The 22,311-nt window shown below is 37.1% G+C and carries 24 protein-coding genes; 3 read left to right on the forward strand and 21 right to left on the reverse strand.

What is annotated here, in order from left to right; genetic code table 11:
* Window positions 1-8 precede the first annotated feature (8 nt).
* The 5 genes from dnaJ to hemW all read right to left on the reverse strand — a co-directional run bounded on the left by dnaJ (window position 9) and on the right by hemW (window position 6,066).
* A complete protein-coding gene (gene dnaJ, locus NSQ95_RS11145) occupies window positions 9-1,130 on the reverse strand; it encodes a molecular chaperone DnaJ (RefSeq protein ID WP_251555586.1) in 1,122 nt (373 codons plus the stop codon).
* Window positions 1,131-1,282: 152 nt separating this feature from the next.
* Window positions 1,283-3,112: a molecular chaperone DnaK gene (gene dnaK, locus NSQ95_RS11150; RefSeq protein WP_169358055.1), complete on the reverse strand. Its 1,830-nt coding sequence runs from the start codon at window positions 3,110-3,112 to the stop codon at window positions 1,283-1,285.
* 87 nt (window positions 3,113-3,199) lie between these two features.
* Window positions 3,200-3,781, reverse strand: a complete 582-nt coding sequence (grpE, locus tag NSQ95_RS11155; protein ID WP_342559647.1) for a nucleotide exchange factor GrpE — start codon at window positions 3,779-3,781, stop codon at window positions 3,200-3,202.
* A 17-nt stretch (window positions 3,782-3,798) separates the two neighbouring features.
* The gene (gene hrcA / locus NSQ95_RS11160; protein ID WP_340883205.1) at window positions 3,799-4,836 is read right to left on the reverse strand and encodes a heat-inducible transcriptional repressor HrcA; all 1,038 of its coding nucleotides are present in this window, start codon (window positions 4,834-4,836) and stop codon (window positions 3,799-3,801) included.
* Between the two features lie 96 nt (window positions 4,837-4,932).
* The gene (gene hemW / locus NSQ95_RS11165; protein ID WP_340883204.1) at window positions 4,933-6,066 is read right to left on the reverse strand and encodes a radical SAM family heme chaperone HemW; all 1,134 of its coding nucleotides are present in this window, start codon (window positions 6,064-6,066) and stop codon (window positions 4,933-4,935) included.
* A 250-nt stretch (window positions 6,067-6,316) separates the two neighbouring features.
* On the opposite strand from hemW, the gene NSQ95_RS11170 reads away from it, so the two are divergent.
* Window positions 6,317-6,655 carry a DUF3889 domain-containing protein gene (locus NSQ95_RS11170; protein ID WP_342559648.1) on the forward strand — a complete coding sequence of 113 codons (339 nt, stop codon included), beginning with the start codon at window positions 6,317-6,319 and terminating at the stop codon, window positions 6,653-6,655.
* Between the two features lie 462 nt (window positions 6,656-7,117).
* Here the strand turns inward: NSQ95_RS11170 and lepA are convergent, their stop codons facing one another.
* The 3 genes from lepA to gpr all read right to left on the reverse strand — a co-directional run bounded on the left by lepA (window position 7,118) and on the right by gpr (window position 10,928).
* Window positions 7,118-8,947, reverse strand: a complete 1,830-nt coding sequence (gene lepA, locus NSQ95_RS11175; protein ID WP_169358050.1) for a translation elongation factor 4 — start codon at window positions 8,945-8,947, stop codon at window positions 7,118-7,120.
* Window positions 8,948-9,008: 61 nt separating this feature from the next.
* Window positions 9,009-9,863: a stage II sporulation protein P gene (spoIIP, locus tag NSQ95_RS11180; RefSeq protein WP_340883202.1), complete on the reverse strand. Its 855-nt coding sequence runs from the start codon at window positions 9,861-9,863 to the stop codon at window positions 9,009-9,011.
* A 54-nt stretch (window positions 9,864-9,917) separates the two neighbouring features.
* Window positions 9,918-10,928, reverse strand: coding sequence for a GPR endopeptidase (gene gpr, locus NSQ95_RS11185; protein ID WP_340883201.1), 1,011 nt, complete (start codon window positions 10,926-10,928; stop codon window positions 9,918-9,920).
* A 159-nt stretch (window positions 10,929-11,087) separates the two neighbouring features.
* Here gpr and rpsT point away from each other — a divergent pair, with 159 nt between their 5' ends.
* A complete protein-coding gene (gene rpsT / locus NSQ95_RS11190; RefSeq protein ID WP_169358047.1) occupies window positions 11,088-11,336 on the forward strand; it encodes a 30S ribosomal protein S20 in 249 nt (82 codons plus the stop codon).
* A 193-nt stretch (window positions 11,337-11,529) separates the two neighbouring features.
* Here the strand turns inward: rpsT and holA are convergent, their stop codons facing one another.
* Window positions 11,530-12,534, reverse strand: a complete 1,005-nt coding sequence (gene holA, locus NSQ95_RS11195; protein ID WP_340883200.1) for a DNA polymerase III subunit delta — start codon at window positions 12,532-12,534, stop codon at window positions 11,530-11,532.
* 154 nt (window positions 12,535-12,688) lie between these two features.
* Here holA and NSQ95_RS11200 point away from each other — a divergent pair, with 154 nt between their 5' ends.
* Entirely contained in the window at window positions 12,689-12,823 is a 135-nt protein-coding gene (locus tag NSQ95_RS11200) for a YqzM family protein (protein ID WP_169358045.1), read from the forward strand.
* 50 nt (window positions 12,824-12,873) lie between these two features.
* Here NSQ95_RS11200 and NSQ95_RS11205 read toward each other — a convergent pair whose 3' ends face one another.
* The 12 genes from NSQ95_RS11205 to NSQ95_RS11260 form a co-directional block, all read right to left on the reverse strand.
* Window positions 12,874-15,024 (reverse strand): DNA internalization-related competence protein ComEC/Rec2, encoded by a 2,151-nt coding sequence (locus NSQ95_RS11205; RefSeq protein WP_340883199.1) that lies wholly within the window; start codon window positions 15,022-15,024, stop codon window positions 12,874-12,876.
* 113 nt (window positions 15,025-15,137) lie between these two features.
* The gene (locus NSQ95_RS11210) at window positions 15,138-15,719 is read right to left on the reverse strand and encodes a ComE operon protein 2 (RefSeq protein ID WP_169358043.1); all 582 of its coding nucleotides are present in this window, start codon (window positions 15,717-15,719) and stop codon (window positions 15,138-15,140) included.
* A 68-nt stretch (window positions 15,720-15,787) separates the two neighbouring features.
* Window positions 15,788-16,408 (reverse strand): helix-hairpin-helix domain-containing protein, encoded by a 621-nt coding sequence (locus NSQ95_RS11215; protein ID WP_340883198.1) that lies wholly within the window; start codon window positions 16,406-16,408, stop codon window positions 15,788-15,790.
* A 79-nt stretch (window positions 16,409-16,487) separates the two neighbouring features.
* Window positions 16,488-17,228 (reverse strand): class I SAM-dependent methyltransferase, encoded by a 741-nt coding sequence (locus NSQ95_RS11220; protein WP_298470412.1) that lies wholly within the window; start codon window positions 17,226-17,228, stop codon window positions 16,488-16,490.
* Window positions 17,228-17,581: a ribosome silencing factor gene (rsfS, locus tag NSQ95_RS11225; RefSeq protein WP_169358040.1), complete on the reverse strand. Its 354-nt coding sequence runs from the start codon at window positions 17,579-17,581 to the stop codon at window positions 17,228-17,230. Before rsfS ends, NSQ95_RS11220 begins: the two co-directional genes overlap by 1 nt.
* Window positions 17,578-18,153 carry a bis(5'-nucleosyl)-tetraphosphatase (symmetrical) YqeK gene (gene yqeK / locus NSQ95_RS11230; RefSeq protein WP_169358039.1) on the reverse strand — a complete coding sequence of 192 codons (576 nt, stop codon included), beginning with the start codon at window positions 18,151-18,153 and terminating at the stop codon, window positions 17,578-17,580. Before yqeK ends, rsfS begins: the two co-directional genes overlap by 4 nt.
* Entirely contained in the window at window positions 18,143-18,715 is a 573-nt protein-coding gene (locus NSQ95_RS11235; RefSeq protein ID WP_340883197.1) for a nicotinate-nucleotide adenylyltransferase, read from the reverse strand. The genes yqeK and NSQ95_RS11235 overlap by 11 nt, the downstream gene beginning before the upstream one ends.
* On the reverse strand, window positions 18,712-19,017 hold the full coding sequence (yhbY, locus tag NSQ95_RS11240; protein WP_169358037.1) for a ribosome assembly RNA-binding protein YhbY: 306 nt from the start codon (window positions 19,015-19,017) through the stop codon (window positions 18,712-18,714). Before yhbY ends, NSQ95_RS11235 begins: the two co-directional genes overlap by 4 nt.
* Window position 19,018: 1 nt before the next feature.
* Window positions 19,019-19,834, reverse strand: coding sequence for a shikimate dehydrogenase (gene aroE, locus NSQ95_RS11245; protein ID WP_340883196.1), 816 nt, complete (start codon window positions 19,832-19,834; stop codon window positions 19,019-19,021).
* A gap of 12 nt (window positions 19,835-19,846) precedes the next feature.
* The gene (yqeH, locus tag NSQ95_RS11250; RefSeq protein WP_298470404.1) at window positions 19,847-20,950 is read right to left on the reverse strand and encodes a ribosome biogenesis GTPase YqeH; all 1,104 of its coding nucleotides are present in this window, start codon (window positions 20,948-20,950) and stop codon (window positions 19,847-19,849) included.
* Complete coding sequence (locus NSQ95_RS11255; protein ID WP_169358034.1) at window positions 20,947-21,468, reverse strand: YqeG family HAD IIIA-type phosphatase; 522 nt, start codon at window positions 21,466-21,468, stop codon at window positions 20,947-20,949. Before NSQ95_RS11255 ends, yqeH begins: the two co-directional genes overlap by 4 nt.
* 37 nt (window positions 21,469-21,505) lie before the next feature.
* Window positions 21,506-22,288 (reverse strand): phosphatidylserine decarboxylase, encoded by a 783-nt coding sequence (locus NSQ95_RS11260; RefSeq protein WP_340883195.1) that lies wholly within the window; start codon window positions 22,286-22,288, stop codon window positions 21,506-21,508.
* Between the last annotated feature and the right edge of the window lie 23 nt (window positions 22,289-22,311).

The following is a 22,311-nucleotide window of genomic DNA, read 5'->3' on the forward strand; positions in this document are numbered from 1 at the left end:
CCAACTCCTTATTCGCCTTTTATCGTTCTCTTGATTTTGTCAAATAATGTACTACCTTGCTCTTCCGGTATATCACCGCTGATTTCTGCAAACTCACGTAATAATTGTTTTTGTTTTTCAGTCAATTTCTTAGGCGTGATTACTTTTACGATTACATGCTGATCTCCCATGCCATAGCCATGCACATTTTTTACGCCTTTTCCTTTAAGACGGAATTTAGTAGAAGACTGCGTGCCCGCTGGAATTTTTAATTTTACTTTTCCTTGGACAGTTGGAATTTCTACTTCATCCCCAAGTGCCGCTTGTGCGAATGTCAAAGGTAATTCGTAATAAATATCGTCACCATCACGTTCAAATCTTGGATCAGCTTTCACTCTAAATACAACGTATAGATCTCCTGCTGGACCACCATTTACCCCTGGTTCACCTTGACCGCTAACACGTAATTGTTGACCATCATCTACACCCGCTGGAATAGTGATTTTGATCTTCTTGCGTTTATTAACTGTTCCATTACCATGACACGTTGAACATTTGTCTTTGATAATTTTCCCAGTTCCTTCACAATAATTACATGCTCGTTTCGTTTGAATTCTTCCGAAAGGAGTATCTTGTGTAACATTAACTTGGCCGTTTCCGTTACAGTGTGTACATTTTTCTGGATGTGTGCCTTTTTTAGCTCCAGTACCATTACACGTATCACAAGTTTCTTCTTTAGCCACTTCAATCTCTTTTTCCATACCAAATACTGCTTCTTCAAATTCTATAGTCATAGAGTACTGAAGGTCGTTTCCTTTTCTAGGAGCATTCGGGTCACGACGACGCGAACCTCCTCCTCCAAAGAACGAGCTGAAAATATCTTCAAATCCAAATCCATCCGCGCCACTAAACCCGCCACCAAAACCTTGGTTAGGTCCTGCATGACCAAATTGATCGTATTGTGCACGTTTTTGATCGTCGCTTAATACTTCATATGCTTCTGAAATTTCCTTAAATTTATCTTCAGCGTTAGCATCCTTATTGATATCTGGGTGATACTGTTTAGATAATTTGCGATACGCCTTTTTTATCTCATCTCCAGAAGCTCCCTTGGCTACTCCAAGGACTTCGTAATAATCACGTTTGCTCATAGTTCACTCTCCTGCTCTGTTAACTTACACATAAAGATAATTGTAACATGGATAAATTCCTAATAGCAAAACAAATAGCGTATTTCTCCAATGCTACTAATTACATGGAAAAAGCCAAAGCCGAAAACGGTCTTTGACTTTTCCTGTTGACATTACTTGTCTTTATCGTCCTTTACTTCTTCAAACTCTGCATCGACTACACCGTCATCAGATGGCCCGTCTTCTTGTTGTCCGTTAGCCGCTGCATCCGCTTGTGCTTGTTCATAAAGCTTCATAGTCAACTGTTGAACGATTTCGTTTAATTTATCTTTTTTCGCTTTAATATCTTCTAAATTTCCAGCTTCTAGAGCTGCTTTTAACTCTTCTTTTGCATCTTCAGCAGATTTTTTCTCATCGTCTGAAACTTTGCCTTCCAAATCTTTCAGTGTTTTTTCAGTCATAAACACTAATTGGTCCGCTTCATTCTTAACTTCTGCTTCTTCTTTGCGAACTTTATCGGCGTCAGCATTTGCTTCCGCTTCTTTTACCATACGTTCAATTTCTTCATCAGATAAAGATGAATTAGATTGAATTGTAATTGTTTGCTCTTTTTGTGTTCCAAGATCTTTCGCCTTAACATTTACGATACCATTTTTGTCGATATCAAACGTTACTTCGATTTGTGGTACTCCACGAGGTGCTGGTGGAATATCCGCAAGTTGGAAACGACCTAGCGTTTTATTGTCAGCTGCCATTGGTCGCTCACCTTGTAATACATGGATATCTACTGCTGGTTGGTTATCAGCAGCTGTTGAGAAAGTTTGAGATTTAGAAGTTGGTATGGTTGTATTACGTTCAATTAACTTCGTAAATACTCCGCCCATTGTTTCAATACCTAAAGAAAGTGGTGTTACGTCTAAAAGTACTACGTCTTTTACGTCACCAGTTAATACTCCACCTTGTACTGCTGCTCCCATTGCTACTACTTCATCTGGGTTAACACCTTTATGTGGCTCTTTACCTGTTTCTTTTTTAATCGCTTCTTGTACAGCTGGAATACGTGTAGATCCACCAACTAAGATAACTTTATCAATTTGTGAAGAAGATAATCCAGCATCTTTTAATGCTTGACGAGTTGGAACCATTGTACGCTCTACTAAATGAGCTGTTAAATCATCGAATTTAGCACGAGTCATTGTAACTTCTAAGTGAAGTGGACCTGCCTCACCAGCAGTGATAAATGGTAATGAGATTTGTGTTGAAGTAACACCTGAAAGATCTTTTTTAGCTTTTTCAGCAGCATCTTTCAAACGTTGCACTGCCATTTTATCTTTAGAAAGATCAATACCGTTATCCTTTTTAAACTCTTGTACTAGGAAATCCATAACTACTTGGTCAAAGTCATCCCCGCCAAGACGGTTGTCCCCAGCTGTAGCTAGTACTTCAAATACGCCATCTCCAAGTTCAAGAATAGATACGTCAAAAGTACCTCCACCTAGATCATAAACAAGGATTTTTTCATCGTGATCCATTTTATCTAAGCCGTAAGCTAGCGCTGCAGCAGTAGGTTCGTTAATGATACGCTCAACTTCTAGACCCGCAATACGTCCAGCATCTTTTGTAGCTTGGCGTTCTGCATCATTAAAATATGCAGGAACAGTGATTACTGCTTTTGTAACTTTTTCTCCAAGGTATTCTTCTGCGAAACCTTTTAAATATTGAAGGATCATTGCTGATACTTCTTGTGGAGTATAGTCTTTTCCTTCAGCACTTACTTTTTCGCTAGTTCCCATTAAACGTTTAACAGAAGAAATTGTATTTGGGTTTGTAATAGATTGACGTTTAGCTACTTCCCCAACCTGTTTTTCGCCATTTTTAAAAGCTACTACAGATGGAGTCGTACGATTTCCCTCTGGATTTGGAATTACTTTTGGCTCTCCGCCTTCTAGTACAGATACACATGAGTTTGTTGTTCCTAAGTCAATACCGATAATTTTTGACATACAATTTTCCTCCTAATAAATACTGTTATATGCAATTTATATTATAACTGGCAACCTAATGGACACCAATAAAAATCAGTTTATATTTTATTCGTTTACTTTTACCATTGCTGGTCTAAGAATTCTATCCTTCAGTTTGTAGCCTTTTTGTAGTTCTTGAAGAACAATACCTGAATCTTGGTTTTCGTCTTTTTCCTGCATAACTGCATGATGAAAATTTGGATCAAAAGGTTTCCCCTCTGACTCAACTGATTCCAATCCTTCTTTTTCAACAGCTGCTACAAGAGAACGATAAACCATATCTACACCCTTAGTTAAAGAAATCGCTTCTTCAGATATAGCTTCAACAGCAAGTGCTCGTTCTAAGTTGTCTAATACAGGTAAAAGATCGCTAAGTAAAGATTGGGCACGATATTTATAGTCTGCTTCTTTATCCTTTTGAACACGACGTTTGTAGTTTTCAAAGTCAGCACGCAGTCTTACTGTACGATCTTGTTCTTCTTCTAATTGCTGTTTCAAAAGAGTTAGCTCGTCTACTTCTTCTACTTCAGTAGCTTCTTCTGATACATCTGCTTCTTTAGTTTCGTTAGTTTCTTCAGTTACCATCTCTTGTTCTGCTGATTCTTCTTCCGTCGATACATCTTTTACTTCTTCTTTTTGATTTTCCATTTAGCAGCAACTCTCCTTTATTCGTGTTGACCTCGTAATATTCTAGACAACTCTCTAGATAAGTCCCCACTCATTACATCCAACAAAGATACTACACGTTTGTAATCCATTCTCGTGGGACCTATGATGGCAATAGAACCACTTTGTTCTTCTCCAATATCATAAGAAGCTGTGATTATACTGCAATTATCCATTCCAAATTGGTTATTCTCAGAACCAATACTGATATTGATGCCTTTTTTGTTCAAATGGAAAAGTCCAGGGAATTCATTGACGTGTTCCATCCAATACATAATGCTTTTTGCTTTTTCCACATCATTAAATTCAGGCTGGCTTAACAATTGCATTTTTCCACCATAGTACACTTTATCCTCATGCTCGATTATCATCGCTTGGTTTAAAGAACCAAGAAGGTCATTTAACCGACCGTTATTCTGACGTAAGACGAACTGAGTGACAGCTTCTAACTTCATTTGTAGCTCGTGTAAATATACACCAACTAAATGTTCGTTTATGATATTGACCATCTTTTCAATATCAGAAGCAGAAAAGGCCTCAGGAATAGAAAAAACTCGATTCTCAACATGACCACTGTCCGTAACGATTATAGCTACTGCCGAATCGTCTGTAAGAGGAACGATTGAAAATCTTTTGACTCGATGCTTTCTCACATCTAAGCCTAACATAATAGAGGTATAGCTCGTTAGTTCAGACAAAATATTAGCTGACTTTCGAATTATTTGCTCCGTCTCAACCTTTCTTTCTTCGAAAACAGAACGAATTTGTTTAATCTCTTCTTTTGAAACCATTTGTGGAGTTAGTAAGTTGTCTACATAGTAACGATAGCCTTTTTCTGATGGCACACGGCCAGAAGAGGTGTGAGTCTTTTCTAAATAACCCATATCTTCTAAATCTGCCATTTCGTTTCGAATCGTAGCAGGACTAAACGGTACTTCCTCCTTTTTCGAAAGTTGACGAGATCCAACTGGCTGAGCGGTATCAATAAAATCATCTACCGTTACTTGCAATATTAATAATTGCCTGTTAGTTAGCATGATTATCACCTCTGTTAGCACTCATCTGTAGAGAGTGCTAATACTCATATAAAACTTATCAAATCTAAAGAAAACTGTCAACGATTATGCGCCAAATTATTTAAGGAAATATTGAAATACTTCATTACCTACAAAACGTCCTCGAGTTGTAAGGAAAATGTGGTCTTCTTCTAAAGCCACAAGCTCTTTATGAATTAGCTCTTTGATTTCTTTACCGTATACCTCATGTAAGGTCTTGCTGTATTTTTGTTCGAAGACGGTTAAAGAAACTCCTCTGTTTTTTCGAAGACCTAAAAACATTTCTTCTTCCATTTTCTCTTCATAAGTAACCTCTTTTTGCATCATAATAGGCTTTTCACCTAAATCTAGCTGCTGCATATACTTTTTAAGAGGACCATGATTAGAATATCGTATTCCATTTACATAGCCATGGGCACCAGCCCCTAATCCAACATATTCGTCATTGTTCCAATATAAAAGATTATGCTCGGAGGCTTTTCCCTCATGAGAAAAATTACTAATCTCATATTGGTGATATCCGTTCGCTTTCATTTCATCCATTAAGAATCCATACATTTCAGCTTCTAAATCTTCACCTGGTAATGATAATTTCCCTTTTGAAAGAAGGTTATAGAATATGGTCTTAGGCTCAACTAGTAACGAGTATGCAGAGATATGAGGTATCTTCAGCTTAAAAGCCTCTTGGAGGGATTCCTTCCATTGCTCCATCGTTTGATTTGGCAATCCATACATTAAATCAATGCTTATAGAGGGGAAATTTGTTTCCTTCGCATATTCAATTACTTTATATACATGTTCATTGGAATGGGTTCTACCTAATATTTTTAACAAGTCTTGATTGAAAGTTTGCACTCCCATGCTTAATCTATTCACACCAAATTTTCGCATGAGCTGCATTTTTTCCAGGGTAAGCTCATCTGGATTAGCTTCTGATGAGAACTCCTTTACATGATCCAGTGGGATATGCTCTTGGATAAGTGTTAACAACCGATCTAACTGTTCAAGTGATAAAGAAGTTGGAGTTCCTCCACCAAGAAAAATAGTTTCTATATGACCTTTCGATAAGTCGTCTTTCCAAAGAGCCATTTCTTTTCCTAAAGACTCAATATACTCATCTACTGGCTGATTATGAAAATAGAATTTATTAAAATCACAATAATTACATATTTGATGACAAAAAGGGATGTGTATATATACTCCGCGTACCATTTATAAGCCTTCTTTCTACGTTCTTTTATAAATACGAAGAAGGAGGCAAATAGTGCCTCCTTCTCCTAGTTATTTATCAAGCATCAAATATTGCACTAATTTGAATACTGTTTTCCGTAATTACCTACATAAATTATAGCTTATAATTCATGTTCCTTCAAACTATTGAAATTACACAGGGTTTTCCGATTTATTTATTAAGTTGGAATGATTTTAAGCAAGATAACCATCTTAAAGAAAAGGAGATGGTATGAAGATGATCAAAAAAGTGTTTATAGCCATAGGTATATGTATGTTAGCAACCACTGTGTCCATGAATATGTATTCAAGCACATATGCTCAAGACCAAGTTCCAGCATATGCGAAATGGGGAAAGCTAGCGGTAAAGGAGACACAAACTAAATATCCAAATGCGACTATTATTGACTACTTGCATATAGGAAGTGAAACAAAAGAGGATTCAACCATTGAAAGGTTTAAATTGTGGATGAAGGATGGCAATAAGGAATTTGGAGTTTTTATAAATATTAAATATACAACGGTAACAGGTAAATTAGTTAATATTGAATTTCAGGAAACTTCTCGATAATAAGAAAAGCGAAACCGCCTATGTCTGCCCCGACAGGCAAATGGAGAAAAGCGAGGAGGCAGTTCCTCAGCCACCGGAGCTTTTATCCATTTGACCCCGAGGAGCAAGGCGGTGGAGCTAGACATCAAGAAAAGCGCAACCGCCTATCCCTGCCCCGACAGGCAAATGGAGAAAAGCGAGGAGGCAGTTCCTCAGCCACCGGAGCTTTTATCCATTTGACCCCGAGGGGCAAGGCGGTGGAGCTAGACATCAAGAAAAGCGCAACCGCCTATCCCTGCCCCGACAGGCAAATGGAGAAAAGCGAGGAGGCAGTTCCTCAGCCACCGGAGCTTTTATCCATTTGACCCCGAGGGGCAAGGCGGTGGAGCTAGACATCAATTTATCAACAGGTCCGAGTTTTATAATTTCCTAAACAAATAAAAGCCATGGAGGGTTTAAAAACTTCTCCATGGCAAACTAAATTTATTTATTCGGCTCATCCATCTTAAGGACTGCCATAAACGCTTCTTGAGGTACTTCTACAGAACCTACTTGTTTCATACGTTTTTTACCTTCTTTTTGTTTTTCAAGAAGTTTACGTTTACGTGAGATATCTCCCCCGTAACATTTAGCTAAAACGTTTTTACCCATAGATTTGATAGTAGAACGTGCAATAATTTTTTGTCCGACTGCTGCTTGAACTGGTACCTCAAACTGCTGTCTCGGAATTAGTGCTTTCAGCTTCTCAACAATCAGCTTCCCGCGCTCGTATGCAAAATCTCTGTGCACGATAAAGCTTAAAGCATCTACTTTTTCCCCGTTCAATAAAATATCCATCTTTTGTAGTTTAGATTCCTTGTAACCGATAAGTTCGTAGTCAAAGGAAGCATAACCCTTAGTGCTGGATTTTAATGAATCAAAGAAATCATAGACGATCTCGGATAGTGGAATTTCATAGATAATATTTACACGAGCAGAAGATAAATAATCCATTGTGATGAAGTTACCACGCTTACGTTGGCAAAGCTCCATAACAGATCCAACATAATCCTCTGGAACCATGATAGAGGCTTTAACATAAGGCTCCTCTATTGCGTCTACCTTTTGAACGTCTGGCATCATAGAAGGATTATCAACTTTTAAAGTCTCTCCACTAGTCAACTTTACATTATAGATAACGCTTGGTGCTGTCGTAATAAGATCAATTTTAAATTCACGCTCGATACGTTCTTGAATAATCTCCATATGGAGCAATCCAAGGAAGCCACAGCGATATCCAAAACCTAGGGCTTGGGAAGATTCAGGTTCAAACTCTAGTGCAGAGTCATTTAGCTGCAGTTTTTCTAATGCATCTCGAAGATCATTATATTTAGAGTTATCAATTGGGTACAATCCACAGAACACCATTGGATTCATCTTACGGTAACCCGCTAATGCCACTTGTGCCGGATTATTCGCCAAAGTAATAGTATCCCCAACACTCGAATCGCCAACATCCTTCATAGAGGCTGTTAAGAAACCAACATCTCCGACAGTCAATTCATCACGTTGAGTAGTTCTAGGTGTGAAGACCCCTGTTTCTACAACATCAAATTCTTTGCCCGAGGACATCATTTTAATGCGATCTCCAGGTTTTACGGTTCCTTGCATAATTCGAATATAAACAATTACACCACGGTATGGATCAAATAATGAGTCAAAAATCAATGCTTCTAAAGGTGCTTCTGGATCACCAGTTGGCGCAGGAACTTTTTCCACGATTTGCTCTAAAATTTCTTCTATACCAATACCAGCTTTTGCTGAGGCATGAACAGCTTCTGAAGCATCTAAACCAATTACTTCTTCCACTTCTTTTTTTACACGCTCTGGATCAGCTGCAGGTAAATCAATTTTATTGATAACTGGTAAAATCTCTAAATCGTTATCTAATGCAAGATAAACGTTAGCTAACGTTTGTGCCTCAATTCCTTGTGCAGCATCAACAACTAAAATAGCACCTTCACAGGCTGCTAAGCTTCTAGATACCTCATAAGTAAAATCGACATGTCCAGGAGTATCGATTAAATGGAAAATATATTCTTCCCCATCTTGTGCCAAATACTTTAGCTGAACTGCATTTAATTTAATTGTAATTCCACGTTCTCTTTCAAGATCCATAGAGTCTAACAATTGGTCTTTCATTTCTCTAGATGTTAACGTCTTTGTTTTTTCTAAAATACGGTCAGCAAGCGTTGACTTCCCATGATCTATATGGGCGATTATAGAAAAGTTTCGTATCTTTTTCTGTCGTGCCAGTCTCTCTTCATTATTCATGCTTGTTCACTCCTAATTAAACTATTATGAATTATAGCAGTGAACAAGCGATACATCAATGTTAGGATGCATTTTGTTGATCAAAAACATTTGAAACTGCTTTCGCTAAGATTGCAATTGTCCTATTTAGTTCGACTTCTGTACTGTCAATGCCACCTAATTCAATAAGTATAGTGTTTTTATTTAGGTCTTGATTGTAGACTCCATCTACACCTTTTCCAGTTTTCAAGAAAACGCCTCTTGATATACCTGGCACTATTGTATTCATTTGTTCCGATAGTTTGTTAGCTAGTTGCTCATTCCATTTATAGTTCGCATGCTCGCCGCCTACAACAAGCATGATTTTTGCATAGCTCTCTTCTCCAACTTTTAACGTAGTCACTTTTGCTTTTGCAGAGTCTCGGTGAATGTCTAGTACAATATCATAATTGTTTTGAGATAAGGCTTTCTGGACTAGAGGTCTAACCGAGTGATAATCTTTTGTACCATGTGGATTGTCGCTTGTTAGAAAATCAGTTTCTACATTATGAAAAGCAAACTGAGCAGTAATTTGCTCTTGAAAATTAGTAATATTTTTTTCTGGATGATAGATTTCAATTTTTTCTCCGCTGGCAGCTAATATTGGTTTAAAAGCTTCTTGCCAATGGGTAAAGTACACGAAAGCTTTTCTTGGCGGTTGCAAAATTTCTGCTACCGGATCGGCTTTAGCTTCCGTTTCAGTTTCAGTTTCGGTCTCAGTTACCGGCGGTGTTTCAATTTGTGCCGCATAAACAACCGGGATATCCTCTTTTTTCTTTTCTACTGCTTTTTCAGTTGTTGCGTCCATGCTTAGAGGTGTTTGGACTGTTGCAATAATAATAGGCGCCAAAAATAAGAGTAATAAAATCGTAGTTAGCTTCTTTAACGTATTAGTCATAGGTTCCACTCTCCTCACACAATCGTATGAGAAGAGAAGGATTTTTAGAACGACCTATTTACTTACAAGCCAGGTTTCAATACCCGTAGAAAGCATGTAAGCATACTGTTCCACCCATAAATCTGTTTCCTTTGGCGTAACAAATAAGGATGGATTTTTTCCAACAAATACTTCCTCAAATAATTTTCTTTTTTCATCAGTTGACCAGCCAACCCATTCACCAAAGATAGGCTGAAGGACTTTTTTATCAATGTTCGTCTTATTAGAAACCATAGGAGTAACTGCTAAGGCAGAGGAAGGTTTCCCTTTTTCCTCTACACGTGCTGCAACATGATGAATAACCTGCTCTACCGCATCTGCATATAACACAGGTCCATCTACCACCATAGGTATACCAATTGCAGTAACCGGCACATTATATACCTCTTTAGAAATTTCCTTACGCTGGTTACCTACTCCTGACCCTGGATGAATACCTGTATTAGTTATTTGGATTGTCTTACATAAACGTTCGCTATTCCTTGCAGCAAGAGCATCCATCACTATTATTAAATCAGGTTGAAATGCTTCACTAATCGCACTAACAAAATCGCTAGTTTCGAAACCAGTCTGACCAGTAACACCCGGCGCATACATAACTACCTTTACTCGTTCATTGTTGGTCAAGGATGAATTTTGAAGATACTCGATTGCCTTGGGACCAATTGCATCAGGAGTAATAGTTGCATTTCCAAGTCCAATGATTAATATTTTAGATTGATCTGTGAGTTTAATATCTTGATGCATATTCCGAAGATGGTCGACAAAGGCCCTGGCAATATTCTCAAAGCTCTTCTCATCATCTGGACTTAAGGTTAGATCAGTCAAGGTAATGTATTTCCCTTGTTTTTTACCTATTTGTTTCTCCCCTTCTGCATCCACTTCGATCGATGTAACCAATACGGCTCCATTCCTTGATTCCTCAAATTTTATACCTTTTGATTTTGCCAATGTATCTTTTTGATTTTCCGATCGATGCTTTACCATTTCATCCGATTCATCGATTAAATCAGTTCTTCCCCACATAATTATCACCTCTGAAATAGTTTGTTCAAAGTGTCAAGTAAATATTCTTTGCATTTATATATTGCAATTTGTTTTTTCGTTTGTTAAAATAATGCTTGTTGTATAAATTCAGTTACCAACAAAATGTATCATCTCAGACCTTACTAGGAGGTGAAAGGTATGCCAAACATTAAATCTGCAATCAAACGTGTTAAGAAAAATGAGACTTTAAACACTCAAAATGCAAAGGCAAAATCAGCTATGCGTACTGCTGTCAAAAAAGCTGACACTGCTGCACTTAATAACGATGAAAACGCAAAAGAACTTATTAAAACTGCGATTCAACAAGTTGAAAAAGCAGCTTCTAAAGGTTTAATTCATAAAAACGCAGCTTCTCGTAAGAAAGCTCAATTAATGAAAAAAGCGTAAATAAAAAAGACTGTTCCGATGTCAAACTCGGTCAGTCTTTATTTTTTTTCATTAAATCATATTTTCTAAGAAGTTTCAGGAATAGAAAAAGAGCTTGGAAAACTATTTCCAAGCTCTCTATTAATTTTCTCTTAAAATAATTCCTTATACTCCCCTGTCGAACTCACATGTTAATCTTTCAAACCAAATGCCATTATTTTAACAAAAATAATTCAAGAATACGGTCTCTATTTGTATTCAATGACTTTAACTGCAAATCTACTGTAGCCAAGTCATTTAATGTATTTAAGAGCTTTTCCTCTTGATGTAACAATGGATTGTCGAATAACAATTTCACTCTGTAAGGGTGCACCTTCAATTGGGTCGCAATTTGTTGCGCATGATAGCCTTTTTTCTTTAGATGACTCACCTGAATCATTAATCGCACTTGAGAAGCGATCAAGGCATTTAGCTTCAAAGGATCTTCCTTACGCTTAAGTAAATCATGATAAATCGCCATTGCTTCACTCTTTCGTCCAGATAAATACGCGTTCCCTAAAGTGAAAACGTCCTCCTCTAGCGTTCTGACAAGTAAAGATTTGACGGTATCTGCATCAATCTCATTCTCTTCTCCGATATATGTCGAAATTTTAGCGATTTCTGTTCTTAGGTGAACTAAATTTGTTCCTCCACTTTCAATTAGTCGTTCAATACCTTCATCTGTAATCGTTTTTCCTTCATTTGAAACTTCATGTAACACCCAGCTTTTTAAGTCATGAATTTGTAGACCCGCAGCTTCGATCACATTTGCTGTTTGCTTTATAGCCTTTGTTATCTTTTTGCGTTCATCCAGCTTTTCATAAGGTGCTACAAACACAACAACGGCAGTAGAAGAAGGATCTTTAAGCCAATTTTCTAGTAGAGCTGTATCGTGAACAATTTTTTCTTTGCCTTTTTCCAAGGCTTTTAAGAAAAATGCATTTTTTGCGATTATTAACTTTTTCTCAGAGAAAAAAGGAAGTGTGTCTGCCTCGTAAATGACATGTTCAATATTTTTTTCCTCTAAATCGAAGTAAATGACTTCTGCCTCTCCATCTTCTTCGAGTTTATTCTTTAATTTTTTTATTGTTTCTTCGATAAAATAAGCTTCCGTGCCATATAATAAATAGACGTTTGATATTTTACCGTTAGAGATTTGCATCCATTTTTCTGAAATCATTTTGAATCTCCTTGCTCATCATTAGTATATTTATTATAACGCAATTGTAGTGAAAACTTTGTGACATTATGTATTAATAGTGAAAAAGAAAAGTTTGTGTGTAGATTTTTTTTGCGCTATCCTATATAATTATGTGGAAATAGGAGGGGTAACAATGAATGAGTTTGAACAAAATGTACAGTCGAAGCGTAATGACGCTATCGATTCTGGCGTAGGTTTTGTAGTCTCCTTTGGATTTTTTACAATTATGTTTGTAATTGCAGTAGTTATTGAGTTTCTTGCTCGATAATTCATGAGAAGGGTTTTGTCTAGTATATAGACAAGACCCTTTTCTCTATTCTAATGTGGAAAAATAGTTACTTCCCCTTTTTTCGTTATTATAACCTCAATAGACCCATCCTTCCCTGTTTGAAAATAGGGTATGTCCAATTTGTTAAGACGCTCTACAACTTCAGGGTGCGGATGTCCATAACGGTTATTCAACCCGGCAGAAACTATGGCAAATTTAGGATTAGCTCTCTCCAAAAAAAGCTGCGTACTAGAAGTTTTACTTCCATGGTGGCCAAGCTTAAGTATGGTTTGTCCCTCAATCTGCTTGGAATACTCTGTAGCTAACACTTGCTCTCCTTTGCTCTCTAAATCTCCTATAAACAACCCTTTAAAATATGCATTTTCCATAGAAAGCACTAAAGAATCATCATTCCCTTCATAGTTTACATCCTTTGGATATAAATAAATAAGCTGATAATAGGACGACTCAATCACTTCTCCCGCCCCTTTCTCAAAAACTGAGATTCTTTGCTTATTAATTTCTTCTCTTAAATCTGTCATAGCATCTTCCTCATAAGAACCTGGAGTAATATGTACTTCCTCAACTTTTATCTCTTGAAGAATTTCCTCTGCTCCCTCCATATGGTCTGCATCGGCGTGAGATAAAATCATTACGTCAATTTTACTGATACCTCTCCCTTTTAAAAAAGGGACGACGACTTGTCTACCAACCTCATACATATTTTTGTTTTCCATCCATTCTTCCTGATCAAATCTTAATAAACCACCAGCATCAATTAAAATAACCTTCTCCCTTTTCGGCATTTCGATAAGAATAGAGTCCCCTTGCCCTACGTTTAAATAAGTTATTCTAGTCTTAGTATCAAAATAGGGAGATAAATGGAGTATAACGATTGGTACAAAAAGAATGCAGAGTGATAGAGAAACCTTAGATTTGTTCTCTACTAAAATGAAAAAAGTAAAAATACTTATATAAGCCATCACGACTAACCAAAGCTCAGGCTGTCCAGGATTCCACATTTGAAATGGCAATGCACCTAAAAAAATGATGAAATCATCTAGCCAAATTCGTAGTGGCTCATAGATTCGAAAGATAATATTGCTGATTATGGGAGAAAGAAAAGTCAACGGGAGCATAAAAATATTAATTGGTAGTATAACAAATGAAAATAGAGGAACAAACAAAAGGTTCGCTAAAAAAGAAGAAAGAGAAATCTCATAAAATTGATAGATTAAGAGAGGGTATACCATCAGCTGACAAATAGCTGTAATAAGAAAGGACTGAGCTAAAGGATTTTTGCTTAATCTTAACAAGCTTGAGGAAAATATAAGTGAAAAGGCAGCTAAGTAGGATAATTGAAAGCCTGTTTGATAAACAACCCAAGGAGAGTAAAACAAAAATAAAATGAAACTTAAAGAAAATGCATCTGAAATGATTAACTTATTTTTTATTAGACTACTGATCAACAAAATTTCTGTTACAGAAACAGCTCTCCACACCGAGGGAGCTCCTCCAGCAATAAATCCGTATAAGGGTAATGCTAAAATTAGAAGCCAATTTGCGGTTTCTCTTCTCACACCTAGACGTACCATTACTTCATAGAGCAACATAACTACTAATGCCACATGTAAGCCAGAGATTGCAAATAAGTGAGTGATACCTAGGGTGAGATATGCATCCTGAAGTTCTAGAGGCATACTTTCTCTGCTCCCTATTAGTAAAGCTTCTGCTTCGGCTTGGAGGCTTGCTGGAAAAGTAAGTTGAATATGCTGCTTTAGTTTGAAGCGTTGTTTAGCCATATAAGTACTAAATCCAGTCTTCAAAGTTAACATGTTATATTCTTCAACGTCTATTTGACCAATAGCCCCATGACTCTTTATATACTTTTCTATGTCAAAAGCATATTTATGAGAAGCTGGTTTTCCTATAGCCTTATCCACATTAACTTGTAGCTCCATACCAGTTAAAGAGTTATTAGAAAAGTAGTCTTTATCGTCTTCGTTTAATATTTTTAGCTGAACATACCACTTTTGGTTTGTATCTGAAGTAGCAAAGCCTCTTATAAATCTTCCGTTAATACGATAGTTATCCGTCCAAGTAATCGTTTTTACGTCGTTATGTTCGACCTTTTCTGGATTTATATGATCTACATAAAAAAAAGTAAAGAAGCCTATAGAAATAATAGTAATAGTTAACATTAACGAAATTTGCCTATAAATAAACCAACAGAATAATAGTACGAACAAGATTAGTAGCCTTGTCGATTCAAATGCTGCTAGAGTAGCAAGTAAAATGGACAAGGCTACATATATTACATTACCTTGGATTCCTCCAAACCGAATAATTCTGCCACCTTCCTCTCATAAGGCAGAAGTTCCTCCTCACTTGCTCCCTTGTCCCTTAGCTTCGTTATAAGCTCCATATAAAGGGTTACCTTCTCGTCACTAAGGAAATCAATCTTACGCTCGTCAAAGGGCACGTGAATGGTCTCTACGCCTGCTTTGTTCAGTAATTCTATTGCATAGGAATTATTTTTATAGTCTTGCGCATAGTACAATCTTGCAATACCAGCTTGAATGATTGATTTCGTACAAGGTAAGCATGGGAAATGGGTCACATATAAGTCTGCTCCACCGACTGTAATACCATATTTTGCACATTGTAAAAGTGCATTCATCTCAGCGTGCACAGTTCTAACACAATGGTTATCAACTACATAACATCCATCATCGATACAATGCTCCCCACCCGATATGGACCCATTATATCCTCCAGCCATGATTCTTCTATCCCTTACAATGGTAGCTCCAACTGCTAAACGTGTACATGTGCTTCTTAGTGCTAATAAGTGGCTTTGTGCCATGAAAAATTGATCCCATGTAATTCTCTCCATATTAAATACCCCCTAAATAATACTTCTTTTAGTTTAAATCTTTCATGGATAAACTTCAATCAAGCCTATTATTTAACAGTGATATAAGTTTCAAGCTTTTCAAAAGTCTTTTGACCGATTCCAGTAACCTCCATTAAATCCTGAACAGATTTAAAACCACCATTTTCCTCTCTATAAGAAATAATAGCTTCAGCTTTTGCCGGACCTATTCCAGGTAAAGAGGTCAAGCCTTGTATATCTGCTTTATTAATGTTAATCAGCTGATCTTTTGATGAACTGGTAGCGGAATTAGCAGGGGTTACAACCTCTTCACCAACTAAAGGGACATAAATTATCATCTCATCTTCTACTTTTTGAGCATGATTAATTGTTTTACTATCACCTTCAGGCAAATACCCACCCGCTAGTTCTATAGCAGTTAACACCCGATCACCATTTTCGAGTTCATAGACTCCTGGATTTTGGACAGCTCCTTTAACTTCTATAAATATGGAGTTATCTTCTTCAATGTTTATTGTTTCTACAGTTTCTTGTAAGTTTGTATCGTCTAAAAGGGAGGGTTGTATTGGTTCAGCCGAGGGGACAGCTGAAAAAAATTGCTTTTGAAGAAATAGAAACACTAGGAGAGTTAATACTCCAATAGGGAGTATCAGCTTTTTAAGCTTACTAGGTTTAATCTTGGGGATCATGCATCAGCCTCTTTTCTTAAAGAGGTAAATGATATGGAGATGTACAAAATATACCAAATTTACCTCTTCTTGAAAAGAGTTATTTCACTGCACGTATAAAATATCTTTCAATTTCATCGGTGGGCTGTTCGTCAAAAATATTCGTTTCCGTATAAACTTGCGAAAATCCTACACGCTCTAGAAGTTTTATATAAACTTCAAGAGGAAAACTTCTTTGGTAATGGGATTCCTCAAATCTTTCGTAATAGCCTGATGCCGCATCACGGACGAAGAAAGTAATATCGTGGTAAATAGAATGTTCTTCTTCTCCTTGCTCCGTGTTCCATATATAAGCTACCTGCTCATCTTCATATGTAAATGGTCCATCAGGAAATATATGATTCATTTTATATTCCGAATGAATGTCAAAGAATAACTGACCTTCTTCATTCAATGTAGAATAGACCTGTAGAAAGGTTTGTTCTACCTCTTCTAAAGTTTCCAGATAGTTTAATGAATCTATCGCTATCACTGCAACGTCTACATCGGAAACACCATCTATATCGGTCATAGACTGGCACACAAACGTTATATCTGTATTCTGCTCGGTGCTTCTATTTTGGGCAACTGTCAGCATTGACTCAGATAAATCAATGCCGATCACTTCATACCCAGCTTTTGCAAAGCTGACACTTAGTACACCTGTGCCACAGCCTATGTCCATTAAACGTTTATTTTTCAAAATAGGTGCTTTAGCCAGCACCCATTCTGCATATTTATCATATGGTATATCTGACATCAACGAATCGTAGATGAAGGCGAACTGGTCGTAAGTAGACATTATGCGTCATGTCCTACTTCAATCATTGGAGCATCGCCCCATAGACGTTCTAGGTTATAATAAGAGCGCTCATCTTTATGGAATACGTGTGCTACCACGTCTCCCATATCAACTAATATCCAACGAGCCTCATCGAAGCCTTCCATACGTTTTACATTGAATCCAGCTTTATCTGCTTGTTCAAACAGTTCCTTTGCAATCGCTTGAACTTGACGATCTGAGTTAGCGTGACAAATTAGAAAGTAATCCGCAAGTAAAGATACGCCTTGCATATTTAAAATTACAATATCCTCCGCTCTTTTGTCGTCTGCCGCTTTATAAGCTATTTCTACTAATGATTTGTTTGAAGTCATTCTTTCACTTTTCCTCTCTTTTGTATCAAGTCATTATAACAATGAAATGAATCCGGAAAAACCGGCTGTCTTTTTTTGATCAAAAATGTCATGCTGTGCTGGACGCAACTAAGCATCCCTTCTTCTAAATCTTGATTTGCAATTTCCCTTAATACTTCTACTCCAGGGAAACTTCTACTAGGTTCAATCATATCTGCAATATAGACGATTTTTTCTAAGTTAGACATCCCTGCCCGGCCCGTCGTATGATACTGAATAGCATTAAGAATATCCGCGTCTTCAATATTAAACTCCTGCCTTGCTACATAGCTTCCCACAGGAGCATGCCATAATTCATGATGAAAATTTAAAAGCATCGGGTCCATTTGCTCTGAGATAATTATTTCTTTCAGCCAGGACTTTTCTGCATATTTTACACTGTCATGTAATATGCCAGCAATTTCAGCTTTTTCTATATCCTCACCGTATTTAGCTGCAAGCTGTGTAGCTGTCTCGGCTACACCTCTCGTATGGATAAAACGGCGCTCCGGCATTCTGTCTTTCATTTGAAGAAGCATAGATTCAAATTTCATACAGATTCTCCTTTTGAATGTATTCTCTAACCTGAGCAGGAATTAGAAATTTTGTTGTTTCTCCATTCTTCAGTCGTTCCCGTATGACAGTAGAAGAAATATCGATCTGGGGAATATCTAAGGTAATAATAGGATATGCAGAAACGATAGAGGTATTTGGTCTTGCAACACCAACCAAACGCACTAATTTTAATAGATCGTCAATACGGTGCCATTTAGATAAATACTCTACCTGGTCTCCGCCAATGATGAAATAAAACTCGGTGTCTGCTTCTTGCTCTGTTAATATTTGCATCGTGTCAACAGTATATGAGGTTCCCCCTCGAATAAGCTCAATCGTTTCAATAGCCATATATGGCACCTGTTCAATAGCAAGCTTTAGCATTTCTAATCGCTGTTCAGAAGTCACTCTTGTATCCTTTGATTTATGTGGAGGAATAGCATTCGGCATCAGTCTTACTTCATCTAAATGAAGTGCATGAAACACTTCATTTGCAATGATTAAGTGGCCAATATGTGGAGGGTTAAAAGTCCCCCCCAATATCCCTACTTTTTTTGTCATGCACGATTCACTTTTGGAAGCTCAATTCGTTTGTTGTTTTTAGACTGCTTGTACAAAACAACCGTTAAACCGATTAACTGGACAAGCTCTGCTCTAGTGCCTTTTGCAAGTGCTTCTGCCACCTCGTGCTTTTCATCCTCACAGTTTTGTAAAATACTGATTTTGATCAATTCACGTACTTCCAATGCTTCGCTAATTTGCTTAGTCATTGCATCATTTACTCCACCTTTACCTACTTGAAATATTGGTGATAGATGGTGAGCTTGACTACGTAAAAATCTTTTTTGTTTACCTGTTAACATATTATCCTCCTAATTGCTCTGTCAATCGTTGAATCATATCATCTGTATTCGGATAACTTCCGTTCCAATATGAAAAAGCTAAGGCACCTTGATGTACAAGCATACCTAAACCGTTAATTGTTCGAACATTGTACTTTTCTGCTTCCTCTAAAAAAGGGGTAACTAAAGGATTATATACAATATCCGCAACAATTGTATACTCTTTAATACCTTTGAGTTGAATAGGAAGCTCTTTACTATTACTTTTCATACCAAGAGGAGTTGTTTGAACAACCACATCAAACGATTGTAATTGTTCCTCTGCCTCTAGGTATGTAATTGCTTGACCAAATTGAAGCTCATCTACAAGTTTTTTTGCATTTTCTAATGTACGATTTGCAACTGATAGATTTTTATATCCCAGCTGCTTAAAGGCAAATATAATTCCTCTAGCTGCCCCGCCTGCCCCGAGCATCAATATTTTATTGGATTGGTCGGTTTCTCCAAGCGAACGGATAAATCCTAATCCATCCGTATTATAGCCCACGAATTCCCCTTCATCTGTTTTGACGACTGTATTTACAGCTCCAATTTTGGCAGCTGATTCATCCAGGCGGTCCAAAAAAGGAATGATGGCTTCTTTATATGGTACCGTTACATTCCATCCACTACACCCTAGAAGCTTTAAACCTTCGATAGCGTCCTTTAGCTTCCCTTCCTTCACATGAATAGGAATGTAGCTTGCATTGATATTTTGCTCCTGTAGCCAAGCATCATGCATATAAGGTGATAAAGAATGGGCAATTGGATTACCTATGACTGCAAACCATTTCTTCAAACTTACTTCCCCCTAAATAAGAGATGGACGAATAGAAACCTCTACACCAGCAGGAGCATGGGCTGCTATCACAACTCCGCCTTTTTGCACAGTTATCCAACCAAGTCCTGAAAATACGATATCCGTTTTATCATCTTTTATCTTAAATTCATGTCTTACTAAAGGTGGTAATAGGTCTATAAATTTCTCAGAAGGTGGTGACAACAATTGACCGCGATGCTCTTGCCATAAAGTATCAGCATTCTCAAGCTTCGTACGATGAATTGGAATATCGTTTGCTATATGACAAGTAAAGGCAGATCGTTCGCCCTTTATAAAATCAAATCGGGAAAGTCCTCCAAGATAGAGGGTTTGCTCACTATTTAGTTGGAAAACCTTTGGCTTCACTTCTTTTTTAGGTGTGATATATTTCAGCTCCGATGGATCTAAGAAATGGGCCATTTGATGATGATTAATGATTCCTGGAGTATCATATAGAGCTTTTTTATCGTCTAAAGGTATCTCAATCATGTCTAAGGTTGTCCCAGGAAAATGAGAAGTAGTGATAACTGCTTCTACTCCGGTAGCCTGTTTAATAATCCTGTTTATAAATGTAGATTTACCAACATTGGTACAGCCTACTACGTAAACATTTTCACCTTTACGATAATGCTCTATGGCTTCCATAGCTTCTGGCATACCAGTACCTTTATGTGCACTGACAAATAGAACATCAATTGGTGATAAGCCTAGTTTTTTTGCTTCTTGCTTCATCCAATTGATTACTTTGTTTTTCTTTACGGATTTAGGCAGTAAATCTGCTTTGTTTGCTACTAATAGTATTGGATTGTTACCAACAAATCGGTGTAGGCCAGGTAGCCAGCTTCCGTTAAAATCAAAAATATCTACAATCTTCACTATTAGTCCTTTTTTTGTTCCTAAACCATTTAAGATTTTTAAGAAATCATCGTCGGTTAAAGATACCGGCTGCAACTCATTGTAATTTTTTAAACGAAAACAACGTTGGCAAATAATATCCTCTTTTTCTAACGAAGAAACAGGAGCATATCCTGGATCTCCAACTACCTCGGTTTGGATTACTGTTCCACAACCTATACATTTTGGTGCTTCTGTCACGCTTCTTCCTCCCATGTAACTTGTCCTTTTTTGTCCAAGTAACTAAAAATTCTTCTCTCCACCATACGATTGAACTTCGTCACGAAACCATCTGATTTTGCGACAGGTATCACTAAAATGGTATGGAGCTTTTGTCTATTTCCGCCAAAGACATCCGTTAATAGCTGATCACCAATAACTACAACTTCCTCTTTTTTAACGGACATTATACTTAGAGCATGACGAAAAGCCTTTCCTAAAGGCTTTTTTGCTTTATATATAAAAGGAATCCCTAATGGATCTGCAAATGACTTAACACGTAATTCATTGTTATTGGATACAATGGTTACTTGAATACCTGCTTCTTTCATATTAGTGAACCATTCTATTAGCTTAGGGGTTGCATCTGGTCGATCCCATTCAACTAATGTATTATCCAAATCTGTAATAATTGCCTTTACGCCTTTTTCCTTTAACATTTCCGGTGTTATATGAAAGACACTTCTAACAAATTCACTTGGTATAAAATTTGAATACAAAGACAAACACTCCACTTCGACACTTTTTCTTTAACGATTATAGCATATTTGCGACTCTCTCACCCATTCGAATAAACTTTCCAGGAGTTATTTCTCTTGAAAACTCTATACTGTCTTCTTCAAATAACAAAACTACTGTTGAACCGAAAGAAAAGTAACCTACCTCTTCTCCCTTTTTCCATTCTAACTCCCTATTAGTAAGTTCAATGGAATTGACGAACATTGCCCCCACCTTAATGTGAAAACAACGCTTATCATTAGGCATCAAAAGCTCTGTTAATAGCCGATAGTTGCCACTAATTGTTTCTTTACCATAAGCTAGACCCCATTTGTTCACTGGATAGGATTTTTTTCCTAGTACATACTGTCGAGTAACCTTACCATCAATTGGGGAATGGATTCGGTGATATTCCGCCGGGCTTAAATATAAAATGATAAATTTACCTTTTTCATATTCTTTACCTATTTTGTCGGAGCCGAGCATATCATAAAGCGTGTATGGTTTTCCTTTTACATGAAAAATTCCATCATACGTTATATCCCCGAAAGTTTCAATAGTCGCATCTACTGGACTTATAATTCCGTTGGCAGCAGGGTCTATATTTCTACTATTTTGTTTTAATGGGCGAACAAAAAAATCGTGCAATGTAGAAAATTCATGGAGATGACATGGCATTTCAGAAGGATCTATATTAAAATGTTTCATATAGGCAGGTATTATTTTCTTACTGAGATTAGACTGAGCAAAGCCTTTGATTAAAGATGATGACCACCTACCATTGGTCAGCTCAATCATAGATTGATATATTTTTTCTTTCATTTCTTAGTCTCCCTATAAAAATT

Source organism: Psychrobacillus sp. FSL W7-1457 (assembly GCF_038593405.1).
Taxonomy (GTDB): Bacteria; Bacillota; Bacilli; order Bacillales_A; family Planococcaceae; genus Psychrobacillus.